The organism is Streptomyces synnematoformans (assembly GCF_039531005.1).
Lineage (GTDB): Bacteria > Actinomycetota > Actinomycetes > Streptomycetales > Streptomycetaceae > Streptomyces > Streptomyces synnematoformans.
In genome coordinates, this window is record NZ_BAAAPF010000157.1 from 1 (window position 1) to 16140 (window position 16140).

At 72.4% G+C, this 16140-nt stretch carries 20 protein-coding genes; 8 read left to right on the top strand and 12 right to left on the bottom strand.

The features are described 5' to 3' along the window. Positions 1 to 2612: ATP-binding protein (locus tag ABD317_RS21705; RefSeq protein ID WP_344291607.1), on the bottom strand; the 2612-nt coding region annotated here is incomplete at its 3' end. Positions 2613 to 2859: 247 nt separating this feature from the next. Here ABD317_RS21705 and ABD317_RS21710 point away from each other — a divergent pair. Next, positions 2860 to 3495 (top strand): hemerythrin domain-containing protein, encoded by a 636-nt coding sequence (locus tag ABD317_RS21710; RefSeq protein WP_344291608.1) that lies wholly within the window; start codon positions 2860 to 2862, stop codon positions 3493 to 3495. Between the two features lie 108 nt (positions 3496 to 3603). Here the strand turns inward: ABD317_RS21710 and ABD317_RS21715 are convergent, their stop codons facing one another. The 3 genes from ABD317_RS21715 to ABD317_RS21725 all read right to left on the bottom strand — a co-directional run bounded on the left by ABD317_RS21715 (position 3604) and on the right by ABD317_RS21725 (position 4481). After that, complete coding sequence (locus ABD317_RS21715; RefSeq protein WP_344291609.1) at positions 3604 to 4041, bottom strand: hypothetical protein; 438 nt, start codon at positions 4039 to 4041, stop codon at positions 3604 to 3606. 67 nt (positions 4042 to 4108) lie between these two features. Then, on the bottom strand, positions 4109 to 4234 hold the full coding sequence (locus tag ABD317_RS21720; RefSeq protein ID WP_344291610.1) for a hypothetical protein: 126 nt from the start codon (positions 4232 to 4234) through the stop codon (positions 4109 to 4111). An 88-nt stretch (positions 4235 to 4322) separates the two neighbouring features. After that, positions 4323 to 4481, bottom strand: coding sequence for a hypothetical protein (locus ABD317_RS21725; protein ID WP_344291611.1), 159 nt, complete (start codon positions 4479 to 4481; stop codon positions 4323 to 4325). Between the two features lie 410 nt (positions 4482 to 4891). Here ABD317_RS21725 and ABD317_RS21730 point away from each other — a divergent pair, with 410 nt between their 5' ends. From ABD317_RS21730 to ABD317_RS21745, 4 genes are all read left to right on the top strand, one after another. Beyond that, a complete protein-coding gene (locus ABD317_RS21730) occupies positions 4892 to 5143 on the top strand; it encodes a hypothetical protein (RefSeq protein WP_344291612.1) in 252 nt (83 codons plus the stop codon). Continuing rightward, positions 5118 to 5633 (top strand): DUF6879 family protein, encoded by a 516-nt coding sequence (locus tag ABD317_RS21735; RefSeq protein ID WP_344291613.1) that lies wholly within the window; start codon positions 5118 to 5120, stop codon positions 5631 to 5633. The genes ABD317_RS21730 and ABD317_RS21735 overlap by 26 nt, the downstream gene beginning before the upstream one ends. A gap of 5 nt (positions 5634 to 5638) precedes the next feature. Next, positions 5639 to 6493: a helix-turn-helix domain-containing protein gene (locus ABD317_RS21740; RefSeq protein WP_344291614.1), complete on the top strand. Its 855-nt coding sequence runs from the start codon at positions 5639 to 5641 to the stop codon at positions 6491 to 6493. 117 nt (positions 6494 to 6610) lie between these two features. Then, a complete protein-coding gene (locus tag ABD317_RS21745) occupies positions 6611 to 7183 on the top strand; it encodes a Uma2 family endonuclease (RefSeq protein WP_344291615.1) in 573 nt (190 codons plus the stop codon). A 78-nt stretch (positions 7184 to 7261) separates the two neighbouring features. Here ABD317_RS21745 and ABD317_RS21750 read toward each other — a convergent pair whose 3' ends face one another. Both ABD317_RS21750 and ABD317_RS21755 read right to left on the bottom strand, forming a co-directional pair. Then, positions 7262 to 7483 (bottom strand): DUF397 domain-containing protein, encoded by a 222-nt coding sequence (locus ABD317_RS21750; protein WP_344291616.1) that lies wholly within the window; start codon positions 7481 to 7483, stop codon positions 7262 to 7264. Continuing rightward, a complete protein-coding gene (locus tag ABD317_RS21755; protein ID WP_344291617.1) occupies positions 7480 to 8310 on the bottom strand; it encodes a helix-turn-helix domain-containing protein in 831 nt (276 codons plus the stop codon). The genes ABD317_RS21750 and ABD317_RS21755 overlap by 4 nt, the downstream gene beginning before the upstream one ends. Positions 8311 to 8452: 142 nt before the next feature. Here ABD317_RS21755 and ABD317_RS21760 point away from each other — a divergent pair, with 142 nt between their 5' ends. After that, on the top strand, positions 8453 to 8860 hold the full coding sequence (locus tag ABD317_RS21760; RefSeq protein WP_344291618.1) for an ATP-binding protein: 408 nt from the start codon (positions 8453 to 8455) through the stop codon (positions 8858 to 8860). Positions 8861 to 8882: 22 nt separating this feature from the next. Here ABD317_RS21760 and ABD317_RS21765 read toward each other — a convergent pair whose 3' ends face one another. Continuing rightward, positions 8883 to 9587 carry an SDR family oxidoreductase gene (locus ABD317_RS21765; protein ID WP_344291619.1) on the bottom strand — a complete coding sequence of 235 codons (705 nt, stop codon included), beginning with the start codon at positions 9585 to 9587 and terminating at the stop codon, positions 8883 to 8885. Positions 9588 to 9664: 77 nt separating this feature from the next. Between ABD317_RS21765 and ABD317_RS21770 the strand changes: the two genes are divergently transcribed. Next, positions 9665 to 10033 carry a winged helix-turn-helix transcriptional regulator gene (locus ABD317_RS21770; RefSeq protein WP_344291620.1) on the top strand — a complete coding sequence of 123 codons (369 nt, stop codon included), beginning with the start codon at positions 9665 to 9667 and terminating at the stop codon, positions 10031 to 10033. An 85-nt stretch (positions 10034 to 10118) separates the two neighbouring features. Here ABD317_RS21770 and ABD317_RS21775 read toward each other — a convergent pair whose 3' ends face one another. The 5 genes from ABD317_RS21775 to ABD317_RS21795 all read right to left on the bottom strand — a co-directional run bounded on the left by ABD317_RS21775 (position 10119) and on the right by ABD317_RS21795 (position 15270). Beyond that, positions 10119 to 10772: a DUF1349 domain-containing protein gene (locus tag ABD317_RS21775; RefSeq protein WP_344291622.1), complete on the bottom strand. Its 654-nt coding sequence runs from the start codon at positions 10770 to 10772 to the stop codon at positions 10119 to 10121. Between the two features lie 16 nt (positions 10773 to 10788). Beyond that, positions 10789 to 12297, bottom strand: coding sequence for a DUF4246 domain-containing protein (locus ABD317_RS21780; protein ID WP_344291623.1), 1509 nt, complete (start codon positions 12295 to 12297; stop codon positions 10789 to 10791). Between the two features lie 161 nt (positions 12298 to 12458). Next, complete coding sequence (locus ABD317_RS21785; RefSeq protein ID WP_344291624.1) at positions 12459 to 13322, bottom strand: alpha/beta fold hydrolase; 864 nt, start codon at positions 13320 to 13322, stop codon at positions 12459 to 12461. Positions 13323 to 13378: 56 nt separating this feature from the next. Next, on the bottom strand, positions 13379 to 14815 hold the full coding sequence (locus tag ABD317_RS21790) for an ATP-binding protein (RefSeq protein ID WP_344291625.1): 1437 nt from the start codon (positions 14813 to 14815) through the stop codon (positions 13379 to 13381). Between the two features lie 56 nt (positions 14816 to 14871). After that, positions 14872 to 15270, bottom strand: coding sequence for a RidA family protein (locus ABD317_RS21795; protein WP_344291626.1), 399 nt, complete (start codon positions 15268 to 15270; stop codon positions 14872 to 14874). 203 nt (positions 15271 to 15473) lie between these two features. On the opposite strand from ABD317_RS21795, the gene ABD317_RS21800 reads away from it, so the two are divergent. Further along, positions 15474 to 16140 (top strand): NAD(P)/FAD-dependent oxidoreductase (locus tag ABD317_RS21800; protein WP_344291627.1); only part of this gene is annotated, 667 nt, incomplete at its 3' end.

The window sequence follows — 16140 nt, forward strand, 5'->3', positions numbered from 1 at the left end:
GCCGAGTCGCGCTCCGGCGCCGTTTCGGGCCCTGCCGCCGCGCGCCCCGCCGCCCCTCCACGCCCTCCGAGCCCTTCGCGCCCTCCCGACCCCATCGCACCCATCGCACCCATCGCACCCATCGCACCCATCGCTCCCATCGCCACGATCCCCCGGCACGTCAGCAGCGCCGCCGCCGCCAGCGGTGCGTCCCGCCCCGCGATGCCCTCGGCCAGCTCCGCGGTGGCCTCCTCCGCCTCCCGCAGCCGCCCGCCCCGTACGAGGGCCGTGACCGCCGGCGGCGCCAGGTCGCCCGCCCACGGCCAGATGCCCTTGCGCCGGATACGCGCCAGCCCCCGTTCGGCCTCCGCCCGGGCCCGCTCCGGCTCACCCCGCGCCTGCAGCAGGCGCGTCATCGCGCCGGAGGCGGTGGCCAGTATCGGCGCGGGCGCGTTGCGCGGGTCGGCGAGCCCGGCCGCCGCCAGCTCGGCCGCCGCCTCGTCCCACTCGCCCAGCGCCGACGCCAGCAGCCCCAGCACCAGGTGCGCGTCGGCGGCGATGCTGGAGACACCCCGTACCGCGTCGAGGGTGTGCCGACACCGTTCCGCCAGCCCCCGCCAGCGGCCCGCGTACCACTCCAGCCGCAGCGCCGTGCCCTCCACGATCCCTTCGAGGTACGCCGCCCCGCACTCGGCCGACAGCCGCCGCCCCTCGCCGCGGTAGCGCTGCGCCGCCTGGTAGTGGCCGAGGCAGGCGGCGGCGTCGGCGAAGTTGCCGCAGGCGCGGGCGACCTGGCGGCGGTGGGTGCCGGGCACCGGCCCGGCGATGAGGCGTTCGGCCTCGTCCCAGACGGCCGGGTCGCCGAGGCTCATGCGCAGCGCCAGGTGGTTGCCGCGTACGGCGGTGCGCACGGCGGGGTCGGGCTCGTGCGCCACCAGCTCCTCGGCGCGTCCGATCCACCGCTCGTACACGTGCCGCGGGTGGTCGCCCCAGCTGGGCATGGCGAGCGCGGCCATGCCGCGGGCGGCGAGCGCGGGCCGGCCGTGCAGTTCGGCCACGGCCGTCTCGGTGTGGACGCGGCCCTCTTCGTAGCGGCCTGCCTGGTTGTAGAGGAGCAGGCCGAGGTTGAGCCGGATCTCGCCGCGCACCCCGGCGGGGATGTGGCCGTCGCGCACGATGTCCCGGAGCAGCTCGGTGGCCCGGTGGTGGGTGAGGCCGACGACGGCGTCGCGGCTGAGGTCGACGGCGATACGGGCTGCTCCGTGACGGTCAGACCGGCCCAGCCGCCCGTCCGACAGCAGCTCCTCCAGCACCCCGACGGCGAGCGCCAGATCTCCCATCTCGCGTGCGGAGACGGCGGCGGCCTCTGCGTAGCGCTGCCACTGGGCCAGGTCGCCGCCGTGGTTCGCGTGGTACGCGAGCTGGATGAGGGGCTGCGGGTGTTCGGCGGCCAGCGCGCGCATCGCCTGCCGGTGCAGCCGGTGCCGGTCGGGGCCGAGGAGGCCGGCGTAGACGGCCTGCTGCGCCAGGGCGTGGCGGAAGCCGTAGCGGTCCTCGCCCCACTCGTGCAGCACGCCGGCGAGCAGCGCCTCGCGTACGGCCGCGGAGTCCGCCGGCGCGGCGGGCTGCCCGGGGGTGCCGCGCACGACGGCGGCGATGAGCGCCTCGCCGGCGGGGACGCGGAGGACGGAGGCGGCGCGTACGGCGTCGGCGGCGGCGGGCGAGAGCAGGCTCATGCGGTCGGCGACGGCCTCCTTCAGGCGGGTGGGGACGGCCATGGCGGCGAGGGCGCCGTGTCCGGCGGCGGCGTCGATGCCGGTGCCGATGCCGGTGCCGGTGTCGGCATCGCTGGCGGCGTCGGTGGGGAGCGCCCGTACGACCTCCTCGACGACGAAGGGGATACCGGCGGTGCGCCGGTGCAGCTCGGTGGCGAAGGCGGCGGACGCGGCGTCGGAAGACCCGGTCAGGGCGGCGAACATGCCGCGTACGCCGGGCACGTCCAGGGGCCGCAGCGGGATCGCGACGGCGGTGGTGCCGGGCGGCTGGCGGTACGCGCGGCCGAGCGGCAGCCCGCTGCCGGGCAGGTCCTCGCGGCGGTAGCTGAGCACGGCCGACAGGCCGTCGGGCGGGTCGTCGACGAGGAAGCGCAGCAGGTCGCGGGTGCCGTGGTCGGTCCAGTGCAGGTCCTCGACCACCATCACCGTCTCGCCGGCCGCGTCCAGCAGCGCCCGTACGGCCCGGAACAGCCGGTGCCGCCCGGCCCGCAGGTCGCTGAGCAGCTCGGGCGCCGGCGGCAGCCGGTCGGCCAGCTCGGGCAGGTACGCGCGCAGCGCACCGCACACCGGGCTGAGCGCGGTCGGCAGCCCGCCGGAGAGATGCCGCAGCAGGTCGAACACGGGCCCGTACGGGAACGGTTCGCGCAGCGGCCGGCACCCGCCGAGCAGCACCCGCCGCCCGCGCACCGCGGGATGCCGCAGCGCCTCCCGGATCAGCCGCGTCTTCCCGATACCCGCCTCGCCCTCGACCATCGCCACGGACGGCGGGTGCGTGGCGGCGTCCACGAGGGCGCGCAACTCCCGCGCCCGGCCGACCAGTACGGGCGCCTCCGCGGGGCGCAGAACGGTCACGGACATGAGCGCCTCCGGGCCGGTGGGGTCCAGCGGCGCGCCGGGCGTGGGGTGTGCGGGGCGCGTCGCGGCGGCGACAGCGTGAAGGAGCGACAGCGCGAAGGTAAGCCTCCGCAACGGCCCGTAGCAAGACCGGCCGCCTCCGGTCCGGGCGCGTCACATCGCCCGCCCGCCGCCTGTCATACGGACAAGGAGGGACGCCGTAGACCAACCCGGACGCCCCCGCCCCCTACCGAAGACACGGAAGCGAGCTATGACCGGCAACATAGACATGTCGATGATGTACGCGATGCACAACGCCCTGCGGCGTGACCTGACGAAGATGGCCGAGGTCGCCGCCCGCACCGACGTGGACCCCCGCCGGATCCTTGCCAACGGCTCCAGCTACGGGCTGTTCAAGAAGGCCCTGACCATCCACCACGGCTCCGAGGACGACGCCCTGTGGCCCCCGCTGCGCGAGGCCGTCGCCGGCAAGCCCGACGAGGAGGCGGTCCTCGACGCGATCGAGGCCGAGCACGCGCAGCTCGACCCGCTGCTGGAGTCGGTCGACGCCGTCCTGGCCGACGAGGGCGCCGACCGCGAGAAGGTCGCGTCCGTCACCGGCGCGCTCGCGGAGGCGCTGGCCGCGCACCTGGAGCACGAGGAGAAGGAGGCGCTCCCGCTGATCGACGCGCGGCTGACGCAGGAGCAGTGGCAGCACTACAGCGAGGTGCACGTCGCCAAGACCGGCCCGGACACCGCGACGCTGCTCCCGTGGCTGCTGGAGGACGCCGACGAGAACGTCGTCGAGATGATGACGGCGCGGATGCCGGAGAACGTGCGCGCCATGTTCGCCGACCAGTGGGCCCCCGCCTACCGGGACCGCGACAGGTGGAACGCGGCCTCCTGACCCTGCCCGGGCCCCCGCTCCGGGCCCGGCCCGGACCGTGGGTGGCGCGGGACCTCCGCCGGGGTCCCGCGCCACCCGCTCGCGCACTGCATGCCCGTACGCCGGGCGTCAAGGGGCGAGCCGGAGCGCCTGTTTCATCAACTCGCCGTCGTCGAGGGTGAAGGTGCCGGTGTGCAGGATGTCGTGGCCGTACATCTGCTCGGCCAGTGGGATGCGGCGGTCCGGGCGCAGGCTCCAGGCGGTGCTCTGGACGTCGAGGCGGGGGCCGGAGCCGCCGATGCGGGCGGACCAGCCGGTGCAGATCACCCAGCCCGCGCAGGCGTTCTCGTGGCCGCCGCGGGAGCTGTACAGGCCCTGGGCATGATGTGCGGCGGCGACCGCCAGTAGGTCGGGGTGCTCCAGCTCCGGCACCGGCAGGACGCCGACGATGGCGGTGGTGCCGAAGTCGCCGGTGGTGGTGTAGGCGAGCAGGCAGCGGCGGTCGGGCCAGTGGTGGGTAAGTGGGTAGACGGTGACGCGGCCGGTGCCGGTCTGCTCGCTGCCCATGCTGCTCCTGTCGGTCTGTGGCGGCCCCCGCGGCACGGTAGCCGCGGGGACTGACATTTCGGTTATGTCAGCGGTGGCCGGGGGACGGGTTGCCGCCTCCGCCGTCGCCGTCCTCGATGTCGGTGTTGTCGTCCTCGTCGCCCGGGTCGCCCCAGGCGACGGGGTTGATCGTCAGCGGGTTGTTGAAGGTCATCGGGTGTGCCTCCTCTCCAGCGCGCCCCGGAACCCCCGGGGCGGCCCGCCTGCTGGCCGGAGGACTTGGTCGGCCAGGAGGCGGGAGTTCAGTGGACGGGGTGCCGACGGATGAGGCCGGAGCGGTCGGTGGCGGCCGAGTGGTCGCCGCGGTTGCGCGCGTCCCGCCGGTCGTGGTCGAGCCGGCCGCACGTCTCGCAGCCGCGGGCGGGCTGCGCTTCCCTGCTGTCGCGGACCGGGAGGACCACGGGCGGCACAGGGCAGGTGCGACGGCCGCCTGCGCCCCCCCCGCATCTGCGGTCAAGGTCACCGCCTCCCCTTACAGCGCACGCACTCGCACGGCGGCATGGTGCTGTTGAGCAGAGGAGGCAGGCAGTCGCGGGCGTAGAAGTCCTTCTCACGCCCCCAGGTGCGCCCGCTGTCGCGGGACACGCGCAGGGTCAGCAATGGACGTTCAGACGCCGACGGCGCCTCTGCGTGGGTGGCCATGCCCAGGAAGGTAGGGATGCGCGGCAGCGCATTGGAGAACCGTTACACAGAATTACGCGCATCTTGAGGTGTGCTGGTGTGCTACCGCAGTGCGCCCTTGACGGCGTCACCTCACCGGCCGAAGGTGGTGAAATTCTCCGTAACCAGCTCGCGAGACAGGAGTGTTGCCATGACCATTCGGTTCGTTGGGATCGACCCGGAGACGGACGAAGACGGATGCCCCACAGTGTGGGTCGACGCAGAGGCGGGAGACTTACTCGTCCAGAGCTACACCGCCGACGAGGCGACGACTGCCGAGTGCGACAGCGCCTCACCGGCGCGGTCTCCGAAGCCGCAGGAGGAGACCGTCATCAGGATCCCGCAGAGGATGATCCCCGCACTCAGGAGGGCGTGCGATGAACTCGATTCCGGAGTTCGGTGAACTCCTCGCCGGCGCCAAGCAGTCCGCCGTCCACCTGGAGATGCGCGATCGGTACTTCTCCAACCCGCGCTTCGAGGCGTGGCGGCGCGGTCACCGCGTCGACTGGGAGGACCGCGCCTCCTGGTGGCGGCCGTTCCACGATGATGTTGCAGCCGCTGTCTCCCGCGGCGTGTCGCTGCGCCGGGCCCGGGTCGTCAGCGAGCCGGTGACCGACTACATCCGCTGGGAGCACTACGTCACCACCGCCAACGTCAAGGCCGGCGAACTGGTGCGGTGGCTACCGCGGCGCCGCACAGCGGACCTGCTGCTCCCCGGCTGCGACTTCTGGATCTTCGACGGCCGGCTCATTCGCATCCACCACTTCTCCGGTGACGGACAATGGGTGGACAAGGAGTTGCAGAATGACCTGTCGCTCGTCGAACGCTGCGCCGCAGCCTTCGAGGAGGTCTGGGCACGCGCTGTCCCGCACGAGGAATACGAGATCCAGTAGCACCGATGCCTCTGTCCCCGTCGTCCAGTGCCCATGAGGCGCGCGCAGCTCTCGCGGCCCGGCTGCGAGAGCTGCGCCTGGACGCAGGGATCACCAGCAAGGAACTCGCCGCGCGCTGCGGCTGGTCGGTCGCGAAGCCGTCACGTATCGAGAACGCCCACACTGCTCCGTCTGACGCCGACATACGCGCCTGGTGCACCGCGTGCGACGTCGAGAAGCAGGCGCCCGACCTCATCGCCGCCAACCGGCAGGCGGACCAGATGTACGTCCAGTGGCGGCGGCTCCAGCGCGCCGGACTGCGCCGACTGCAGGAAGCCGCCGCACCGCTGTACGAGCGCACCCGGGTCTTCCGGACCTACGCCTCCAACGTCGTCCCCGGCTACCTGCAGACACCCGCGTACGCCACCGCTCTCCTGGGCACCATCGCGGGCTTCCGCGGCACCCCGGACGACGTGAGCGAGGCCGTGACCGCGCGCATGCGGCGCTCGCGCGTTGTCCGCGAAGGCGACCACCGCTTCGCGGTTCTCATCGAGGAGCACGTGCTGAACCACCGACTCGGAGACGCGGACGTGATGTCGGGCCAGTTGGGCAACCTGCTGGCGTGCATGACGCTGCCGGCGGTCTCCCTCGGCATCGTGCCCGAGAACGCGGCGCGAGAGGGAGTCGTGTGGCCGCTGGAGGCGTTCACGATCTTCGATGACACGCAGGTCAACGTCGAACTGCTCGCAGCGCGCGTGCGCGTCACCGAGCCGAGCGAGATCGAGCTGTACGAGGAGGCGTTCGCGCAGTTCACCCGGCTCGCGGTGTACGGCGCGGAGGCGCGGGCGCTGATCCTGCGCGCGATCGAGGCCCTGGGCTGAGCCGTGGCCCGCTGCGGATCTCCCGGTCACAGGCGTCCTCGGAGGCGTCTGCCCCGGCCGTGGAGCTGTACCCGGTACGGTGGGACCCACCGGCCGCCGATGAGGAGGTGGGCAGCTGTGCCCCTTCCCGTACTGCACCCGCGCCCCGGGAACCTGCGTGAGGTAGCCGAGCAGATCGGAGCGTCCACGGGCCTGCCTGCCGAGATCATCGGAGGCAGCCTCGTGATGTCCCCCACCTCGTGTGGCAAGCACGTCGGCACCATCCGCCGCCTGCGGGTCCAGATCGAGCCCGGACTGCCCGAGGGGCTGGCCCCGTACGAGATGTCCTCGGTCGCGATGCCGGAGGACCCGGACGACTACGCCACCCCCGACCTGGCGGTCCTGCCCGTGGAGTGGGACGAGGACGACTCGTGGCTCGCCGACCCCCGTGACGTCGCGCTCGCGGTCGAGGTGATCTCGCAGTCGGAGAAGGCGAAGGACATCACCGACAAGAACGGCTGGTATGCCCGCGCGGGCGTCGCCACCCTGCTCGTCCTCGACCCCCGCACCGGCCGCTGGGTCCTGCACACCCACCCCAAGGACGGCGAGTACCACGGCCGGCTCGACGGGGTGTACGGAGAGGCGATCGAACTGCCCGCTCCACTGCCGTCCCCGGTGGCCACCGACGTTCTGCCGCGCTACGGCGCCTGATCCTGCGCGCGGTCGAGGCCCTGGGCTGAAGTGGCCCCCGCCGGAGGCGGGGGCCGGGGTTGCCGAGGCGGGGCTACGTCACGCGGGGCCGAACTCGTCGCGCTGGACGGCGGCGACGAACGACGACCAGGCGGACGGCTCGAAGGTGAGCGCGGGGCCCTCGGGGTCCTTGCTGTCGCGGACGGGGACAACGCCTGAGGTCACGTAGGCCGGTGCCCACTCGACACAGCTGGACCCGCCGTTTCCGCTGTAGCTGGACTTGACCCACACCGCGGGGGAGAGGTCAGGCGTGGTGCTCATGTCGGAAGTTCCTCCATCACGGACCGGATAAAGGCCGCCGAGTCCTTCGGCGACAGGGCGGATGCCCTTACCAGATCGTATACCCGCTGCCGTTTCATGACGCTTTCCAGATCTTCCATCAACGTGCCCGTGCTGATGCCTTCTTCGTAGGCGAACCGTGCGCCGTTCTCCATGGTCATCAGCACCAGCGTGCCTCCGGCCAGCCCATGTCCCCCGACGCCGAAGGGGACGACCTGGACCATCGTCTTCTCGGTGAGCGTCAGCTCCGCGAGACGGGCGAGCTGGGCCCGCATGACGTCCGGTCCGCCGAAGCCCCGGCGAAGCATGGCCTCGTCGAGCACCGCCGAGTAGTCGAGCAACGTGTCCGAAGAAAGCACCGATTGCCGAGTCAGACGAGCGGTGACCAGTTCCTCGATTTTGTCCTCCGGCGCCCAGGGGTCGGCCTCCCTGAACTGCGCACGGGCGTAGTCGGCCGTCTGCAGGATTCCCGGCACGAGCTGGCCGCCGTACTCCCCGAACACCTGCGCACGGGCCTGCAGCTCCATGACGCGCTTGAACTGGTCCGGATGGATCTCCTTCGCCGCCAGCACGTACAGCTCCTGGAAGATCCCGTCCGTCCCGAACGCCGCATCCAGCCGCGGCGGCAGGTCCGGCGGCGGCATGGCATCCGCCGTCTCGATGCGCGACAGGTGGCTGCGGCTGATGTTCACCACGTCGTTCAGCGCTTCGAGACTCATACCCGCGCGCATTCTGTGGCCGCGCATCTTCGCGCCGAAAAGGTGTCGGGCACTTCGGTCAGGGGTCAGTTCACGCGGACGTGCGAGCATTGGACGACTCCCATCTCCCCAGCGGTGGGGCCAAACATAAAGACCTGTCGCCTCCCGGTACTGAGCGCAATGCCCACTTCACGCAACGTAGTAGATGCTGGCCGTGGGCGGCGGTCGAACAGTCGGATTGGCAGGGATGGCGATGGCGTACAGGCAGGTGGCGGGCGAGGGAATCACGCAGGCGCGTATGTTCGCGCGGGGGGCGCGCTCGGTCGGGAAAGCGCGGGACTTCGTCGCCGCGGCGGTGTGCGCGGGGGACCGGGCGGACGACATCCGGGTGTGTGTCTCCGAGTTGGCGACCAACGCGCGGCGGCACACCCCCGCCGGCCACCGCTTCCTCGTACGGGTCCTCGCACAGGAGCACCTCGTGCACGTCGAGGTGCACGACGCCGGGGGCGGCGAGCCCCGCGTGTGCACCCCCGCGGACACCGACGACCGGGGCCGCGGCCTCCTCCTCGTCGCCGCCCTCGCCGACGACTGGGGCACCGCCGACCGCGACGGGCCCGGCAAGGTGGTCTGGGCGGCGTTCAAGCTCTCCGGCGGGTTGTGACCCGCCGCGGCGGACCGGTGGGTCAGGCGGACGTGTGGCGGGCGCCGCCCTCGACGTGGATCGTCTCCCCGGAGACGAAACCCGCGCGGAGGAGCCACATCACCGCGTCGACGACGTCGTCCGTCTCGCCGTGACGTCCGGCGAGGGTTCCGGCCGCGCTCTTGCGGAGCAGGGCGGTCTTCTTGTCCCCGAGCCGGTCCCACGCGCCCGAGTCCACGACACCGGGCGAGACGGCGTTGACACGAATCGGCGCCAGGTCCGCCGCCAGGTGGCGCGCGGCGTACTCGACCGCACCGTTGGTGACCCCCTTGACGAGCGAACCCGGCCGGGGGCGCCAGCCGACGACACCGGAGAACATCACCATCGATCCGGTCGGCCGCAGGACGGGCGCGAAGTGCTTGGCCACCAGCATCGGGCCGACCACCTTCGCCGTGAACGCGGCCAGCAGCAGATCGCGATCCAGCTCGGTCGCGCGCACGTCGTGCGGCGCCGCACCGGTCGTCACGATGTGGTCGACCCCCTCCTCCAGCCGCTCCGCCGCGGCGGCGAGCGTCGACTCGTCCTGCAGATCGACCCGCACCGCCGTGGCGCCGGTCTCGCTCGCCAGCGCGTCGGCCGCGGCCAGGTCGCGGGCGCCGACGACGACCTCGTACCCGTCGCTCACCGCGCGCCTCGCGACGGCCGCGCCGAGCGCGCGTGCACCGCCGATGACCAGGATCCGTTCCATGGCACTCCCTCTCCTCGAACCGGGCGCCACGGTATAGATTTGATACCGGTATCTTCAACGAAACCGGGAGCGCGGCAATGGGCGAGGCGTACAACGTCATGGCGGCGACGTGCCCGAGCCGGACGGTGCTGCACCGCATCGGCGCCCGCTGGACCGTGTTCGTCGTCAACGCGCTGGACGGCGGACCGCGCCGCTTCAGCGAGCTGAAGGGGCACATCCGGGGCATCACGCCGAAGGCCCTGACCGAGACCCTGCGCTCCCTCGAAGCCGACGGACTGATCAGCCGCCGTGTGTACGACGAGAACCCGCCCCGCGTCGAGTACGCCCTGACCCCGCTGGGCCGCTCCCTGCTCGTCCCCCTTCGCGCCGTCCGGCTGTGGGCCGAGGAGCATGTCCCGGACATCGAGGCGGCCCGCGCCCGCCGGCCGTCGGACCAGGGCCGGTAGTCTGCCCGGCATGATCGACTCACCTGGTTCCGGCGATTGGGCCGCGTTCAGGACCCCCGGCGGGGGGAGGTGATCCGGTTCGGTGTCAGGAGCCGTCGCGGAGGTCGGAGAGGCGTTCGGGCAGGAAGCGGATCTCGTCGAAGGTCACGTCGCAGCCGTCGCCGGTCGGCGACTGGCCCTCGAAGCCGATCCGGTCGCGCGACGTCTCTTCGTCGAGCACGAACACGCGGATCATCTGCCAGGTCTTGCCGTCGAGCGAGGCGTGGTACGCGTAGACCCGGTCGATGCGCGAGAGCCGCAGCCATACCGACCGGCCGGGCACCACGAAGGCGTTCGCGTCGTCGGAGACGCCGCGGCAGACGACCGACACGACCATCGGCTCACCGGCGGGAGAGAACTCGAAGCACAGCTTGCCCCAGTGCCGCTCGTCCAGCCAGAGCAGCAGTACCCCGGCGTCGAAGGTCGAGGCGAAACCCACGGTGACCCGCGCGCTGAGCTGGAAGTCACCCTCCGGCACGTCGCCGAGCAGGGTCGCCGCGTTGAGCATCGACTCCGCGCTCATCCCGGTGCTCTCGCCCGCGTCACCGGAGCCGTTGCCCGGGTCGATGAAGATGTCCGTGTGCGGCTGCGCCGACACCGTCACAGTGCCGCTCGCCTCGGTGACCCGCCACAGCTCCGCCGACGACGGCACGAGCGGAAACGGCACGCCGGGAACCGTCAGTCGATCGTTGTCAGGCATCACCCGAGACTACAACTCAGTGCTCGCAGAGGGAGAACTCTCGTTCGTAGAGCTGGTCGTTGTGTTCGTCGACGAAGAACTTGCGTTCCTGCATGAGTTGTTCTCGGTAGCTCCTGGCCTGTTCAAGCGTCATGGTCGAGGTGGCGGACCAGGGCTGCTGCGGTGGCACGTCGGAGGTCGAGACGATCTTCTCTGACGGGTCGATCAGGAAGAACACGAGGATCTTGCGATGTCCCTGGCGGGTGGGGTCCGCGAGGCGGAACGAGTCGACGCGGTGCTGCAGGATGTTGGGGAACGCCAGGCAGCGGCCCGCCGGGGTGGATACCGACCCCAGCTGCTGGTTCAGCGTGTCTTCGTCCTCCAGGCCGTAGACCTCACGCACACCCTCGTCGTCGTTCTGTTCGTATCCCGGGCTGTCCACGACCGCCCGGAAACCCAGCCGGCTTTCGGTGATGTTCTCGCTGTCCCAGTAGTAGATGCCGGTCGAGACTATCCGCTCGTTCAGCATCCCCTCGACATGCCAGGAACCGCCGGGGTACTCGGGCTCTTCCGGGGTGAGGTGAATGGTGGCCAGCTTCACGATGACCTGGAGACGGCGGCCGCGGAGGTCGACCCGGGCGGAGTCGTCGGGCGGCGCGGGCGGGGTGAAGGCCGGGGCGTCCGGGGCGATCGGGCTGCGGTTCTCCCACCAGTCGTCGTAGGCCTCGTCCCATGCGTCGACGGCTTCTGCGTAGGCCTCCTTGTCGCTATAGGAGGATTCGTCTGGATAGTCCGGCTCCTCGCCGTACCACCCGTAAGGGTCGGCCTCGATCCGCAGAGGCCGCGGATGGCGCAGATCGGTGAGCACGTTCTCCAGGAGCGGGCGCATGCGCGCGAACAGGCCCGGCAGGACCGAGGCCAGTTCGCGATGGGCCTCGGGGTGGACGTTGTTGACGTACGAACGGAAGGCGACCTCGCCGTCGTCGCTGACGTCGACGTCCGTGGGCAGCCACTGGAACCGCTCCGAGAACTCGTACCGCGAATAGCGGTTCGTCGGGTTCTGCCAGGCCCGCTCTGGGGCGTCGCTCACCCCGTTCACCAGGCAGAACAGCGACGGGTGAACCAGGTCGAGCACCTGGCCGCCGGACCCCGGATGCCAGTCCTGCTCCGCTGCGGGGACCTCTTCCAGCACCCGGACCGCCTCGCGCAGCCGGGACCTGAGTCCGTCGTCGACCAGCGTGTCCGACTGCCACACCCCGTCGACCGCGGAGACCTCGACTCCGGTTCGTCCGTCGCGCAGGGCGGCGTAGTGCGCGAGTTCGGCAAGGACGTAGCGGATCTGTGCTTCGGTGAGGCCCTGGGCGACCGCTTCCTCCGTCCACCGGGCGACGATGCCGGGGTCGTTCCTCTTGTCGAACCATCCCGGCTTCTCCCGGATGTGGGCACTGCATCGCATCATCTGGAGTTCCCGCAGCGTTCGGGGCGTCCCCAGCGTGAGGGAACGGGAGGCCCGAAAGGGCAGCGGGAAAGCGGACAGGTCAGTCAACTCTCTTGTTCCTCATGGTCGTTGGTGCGCGGTGACGGGAAGGGTACGTCGGCGGACTGACACGGCAGCGGGGCGCCTCAACCGCGCCGGGTGATCGGAGTGCGGGTGATCGGGGCGCGCGTCCATCGGTGCGCGTGATCGGCGCGTGCGCGTTACCGGCGTCAGCGTCCTGCCGCGTCCGGCGGCCCGGCCCGCTCCCTGAGCCACGCCAGCGCCGCCGCGCCGGAGTCGAGTACGGATATGTGGCCGTCGTCCGGCTGCGTCCACAGCTCCGCCGGCGGGCAGCGGCGGGCCAGCCATGCGCCGTGGGCGTGCGGGATCACCCGGTCCCGGGCGCCGTGCAGGAGCAGCACCGGCACGGTCACGGCGGCGGGGTCGAAGCCCCACGGGGCGACGTTGGCGAGGTCGTCGTCGACCAGGCCGCCGGGGCCGGCCGCGACGGCGGGGCCGACGACGTCGTCGAACCAGCGCCAGGTGCCGGCCAGCGCCGCGTGGTCGGCCGCCGTGAACATCTCCGCGTCGTACGCGGCCTCCGCCTCGTACCGTTCCTTCGCCGCGCGCCCCGCGGCGGCCGCCCGCAGCGACTCCGCGACGGACGCCGCCATCCCCGCGAACCAGTCGAGCCCCGCCGCCGCGAACGGCGCCGGCCCCGCCACGCTCACCACCGCCGCCACCCGCTCCGGCGCCAGCGCCCCGCAGGCCAGGGCGTGCGCGCCGCCGCTGGAGTGCCCCACGGCGGCGAACCGCCCGAGCCCCAGCTCGTCGGCGACCCGCGTGGCCAGCGCCGCCGCCGACGCCATGTCCCGCCCGGGCCACGGGCTCGAACCCCCGTATCCCGGCCGGTCGTACGACACCCACCGGATGCCCAGCCGCTCGGCGGCCGGCAGGAGCGGGCCGGGCGGCGCCCCGACGTTCGGCGTCCCGTGGTGCCAGAAGACGGGCAGCCGCCCGTCGCGGCCGCCGCCCCCGGTGTCGTACACGTGCAGCCGGCGCCCGCCCCCCAGCTCCACCCCGATCTCCCTCATGCCCGCCATCCTGACCCACGGGTCTGACAACCGACCGGCGGTGGCCCTCCGGCCCCTCACCGCCAGGCGCGTACGAGGTCCTCCGGGCCCCAGTGGGCCGCGAGCGGCAGGCCGTCGGCGGTGCCGCAGCGGGAGACCGCGACCAGCGGGGTGTCGGCGTCCGCGCCGGGCACGGCGAGCACGTCGCGGACCAGGGCGTCGTAGTCGTGGCGGTCGAAGGGCCGGTTGTCCAGCCACTTGACCGAGCCGAGGAAGTGCACCTGTCCGGCGACCGGTTCCCGGTCGGCGCCGACCAGGTCGATCTCGGGGTTGTTCTGCCGGTTCCACCAGCCGCCGACCGCTTCGGTCTCCGGCCACGTCTCGGAGGGCAGCAGCCGCAGCAGCGACTCGCGGACGATCGGCTCCACCGCCCGTCCGCGCCAGCTGCTCCAGCCGCGTTCGATGCGGTCCAGCGCCAGATCGCCCCGGCCGCGCTCGATCAGCGGCAGGCCGCGCCGCAGAAGGGCCAGCCAGAACCGCAGATACGGGTCGGCGATGCGGTAACGCTTGTTCTTGCGGTCGGGTTTGGCCGAGAGCGGGAGGTCGGCCGCCAGCACCCGCTTGTCCAGCAGCATGCTCAGCAGCGGGGTCAGCACCCCGGAGGGCAGGTCGCCCGCGCCGCCCGCCCGGGCGGCGATCGTGGAGAACGTCCGCTCCCCGCTGCCGACGGCCTCCAGCACCGCGCGCGCGTGGGACGCCTCGGGGAACTCACCCAGCAGCGACAGCTCGCCGGCCACCAGCAACGGCGAGAGCGGGTTGGCCACGGCTTCGGCCAGGAAGCCGGTACGCGGCATCCCCGCGGGCCAGGACTGGACGATCTCCGGGAACCCCCCGGTGATCAGCAGTGCGTCCACCGCCTCGGCCGGACCCAGCCCCGTGGCTGTCTGCACGTCCGCCAGGTGCAGCGGGTGGACGGCCATCTTCGTCGCCCGGCCGAAGAACGGGCGGTCGTACGACTGCAGCGCCTCCATGACCGAGATGTCGCTGCCGACGAGGATGAGCAGCGCGGGCTTGGCGGACAGGTGCCGGTCCCAGACCGTCTGCAGCGCACCCTCGAACTCGCGGTCCTGCTCCAGCAGCCACGGCACCTCGTCGATCACCACGATGCTCGGGCTGTCGTCCGGCAGTGCGGCCGCCAGGGAGCGCAGGGCCTGGTTCCAGTCGCCGGCCTGCAGCCCGGCCAGCAACTCCGTCCCCGGCAGCGGGGACTGCGTGAGCGCGGCGGCGAAATCCGCCCGTTCGGCCTCCGGGTTGCGGCCGCGTGTCGCCTGGAAGACCACGTACGGCAGTCCGGAGCGATCGCAGAACTCCTGGGCCAGCCGCGACTTCCCCACCCGCCGCCGCCCGGTCATGATCACAGCCTGACCGCGCGTGCTCCCCATTCCCCGGGTGGCCAGACCGAGCTGGCGGTCCAACCGCTCCAGGTCCAGTGCCCGGCCCTTGAAGCTGCTCACCGGCTCACCACCGCACCCACAAACGTAGATTCGGTATTACGTAGAATTAATCTACGTTAGTCCGGCGCGTCCGGAGCCACCGCCAGCGCGTCGACCTCCACCCGGAAGTCCGGGCTCACCAGCCCCGCGACCTGCACCAGCGAGCTGGCCGGCGGGTGGTCCGGGTCCTGGAGTTCGTCGCGTACGCGGCGGAACGCCGGGAGGTCGTCGAGGTCCGTGAGGTAGACGGTCAGCTTGACGACGTGGGCGAGGCCGGAACCCGCCGCCTCCAGGGCCGTGGCGAGGTTGGCGAAGACCTGGCGCACCTGCGCCTCGGCGTCGTTCTCGCCCACCAGCCGGCCGCTGCCGTCGAGCGGCACCTGGCCGGAGACGGCGACCGTGGTGCCGGTGAACGCCACCGCGTGGCTGTAGCCGTTGACCGGCGGGGATCCCTCCGGTCGGACGTAGTGCCGCATGCGCGTGCTCCGCTCGTCGATCAGGTTGCGTCGATCAGGTCTCGGACTTCCGAACCTACCTCCTGCACGAACCACACATTCCGCTTCTGTTACGGGTGATATCCGGACACATCATGTTCCATGTACGCGTCGCCCGCCGCCCGATGGCAGCCTGGAAGGGACGACGTGCACGAGCGAAACGGGGGCGAGTCATCGTGCGCATTGTGGTGATCGGTGCAGGCGTGATCGGGACGGCGCTGGCGGCGCGGCTCGGGGGCGGGGCGGCACAGGTGTGGCTGCTGGACGGGGGCGAGCCGGGGGCGGGGACGACGGCCAGCTCCATGGCCTGGATCAACGCCCATTCCAAGGCTCCCCGCCACTACCACGAGCTGGCGGTCTCGGGCATGCGCGCGCACGCGGCGCTCGTGCACGAGACCGGCCCGCGGGCGTACGCGGCGGACGGCGCGCACGGCACGTACGGCGGTGCCCACGGCCGCGCGGGCGGGGGCGGGAGCCGCGCCGGGTGGTACCGGCCCGGGGGCGCCCTGCGGTGGGCCTCCGGCGGCCCGGGGCTCGACCTGCTCCACCGGACCGTCGCGCGGCTGCAGGACTGGGGGTACGCCGCGGAGTGGATCCCCGTGCCGCGCGCCCGGGAGCGGGAGCCCGCGGTACGCATCGACGACGGCGCCCAGGTCGCGTACTTCCGCGACGAGGCCGCCGTCGACCCGCGGCCGCTCGTCGCCCACCTCCTCGCGACCGCCCGCGCCGGCGGCGTCCACGTCCGCACCGGCGACGCCGCCCGCGTCGTGGGCATCGACACCGCCGGCGGCCGGGTGCGCGGCGTGCGGTGCGCCGGGGGCGAGACGGTGCCGGCGGACGTGGCGGTCCGCT

Excerpts from the sequence above, each read along its gene's own strand:
- ABD317_RS21740 (WP_344291614.1), top strand. The coding sequence starts at position 5,639 with ATGCCTCTGTCCCCGTCGTCCAGTGCCCATGAGGCGCGCGCAGCTCTC.
- ABD317_RS21735 (WP_344291613.1), top strand. The coding sequence starts at position 5,118 with ATGAACTCGATTCCGGAGTTCGGTGAACTCCTCGCCGGCGCCAAGCAG.
- ABD317_RS21755 (WP_344291617.1), bottom strand. The coding sequence starts at position 8,310 with ATGCTCGCACGTCCGCGTGAACTGACCCCTGACCGAAGTGCCCGACAC.
- ABD317_RS21770 (WP_344291620.1), top strand. The coding sequence starts at position 9,665 with ATGGGCGAGGCGTACAACGTCATGGCGGCGACGTGCCCGAGCCGGACG.
- ABD317_RS21720 (WP_344291610.1), bottom strand. The coding sequence starts at position 4,234 with ATGACCTTCAACAACCCGCTGACGATCAACCCCGTCGCCTGGGGCGAC.
- ABD317_RS21750 (WP_344291616.1), bottom strand. The coding sequence starts at position 7,483 with ATGAGCACCACGCCTGACCTCTCCCCCGCGGTGTGGGTCAAGTCCAGC.
- ABD317_RS21785 (WP_344291624.1), bottom strand. The coding sequence starts at position 13,322 with ATGAGGGAGATCGGGGTGGAGCTGGGGGGCGGGCGCCGGCTGCACGTG.
- ABD317_RS21715 (WP_344291609.1), bottom strand. The coding sequence starts at position 4,041 with ATGGGCAGCGAGCAGACCGGCACCGGCCGCGTCACCGTCTACCCACTT.
- ABD317_RS21765 (WP_344291619.1), bottom strand. The coding sequence starts at position 9,587 with ATGGAACGGATCCTGGTCATCGGCGGTGCACGCGCGCTCGGCGCGGCC.
- ABD317_RS21760 (WP_344291618.1), top strand. The coding sequence starts at position 8,453 with ATGGCGTACAGGCAGGTGGCGGGCGAGGGAATCACGCAGGCGCGTATG.
- ABD317_RS21710 (WP_344291608.1), top strand. The coding sequence starts at position 2,860 with ATGACCGGCAACATAGACATGTCGATGATGTACGCGATGCACAACGCC.
- ABD317_RS21795 (WP_344291626.1), bottom strand. The coding sequence starts at position 15,270 with ATGCGGCACTACGTCCGACCGGAGGGATCCCCGCCGGTCAACGGCTAC.
- ABD317_RS21730 (WP_344291612.1), top strand. The coding sequence starts at position 4,892 with ATGACCATTCGGTTCGTTGGGATCGACCCGGAGACGGACGAAGACGGA.
- ABD317_RS21775 (WP_344291622.1), bottom strand. The coding sequence starts at position 10,772 with ATGCCTGACAACGATCGACTGACGGTTCCCGGCGTGCCGTTTCCGCTC.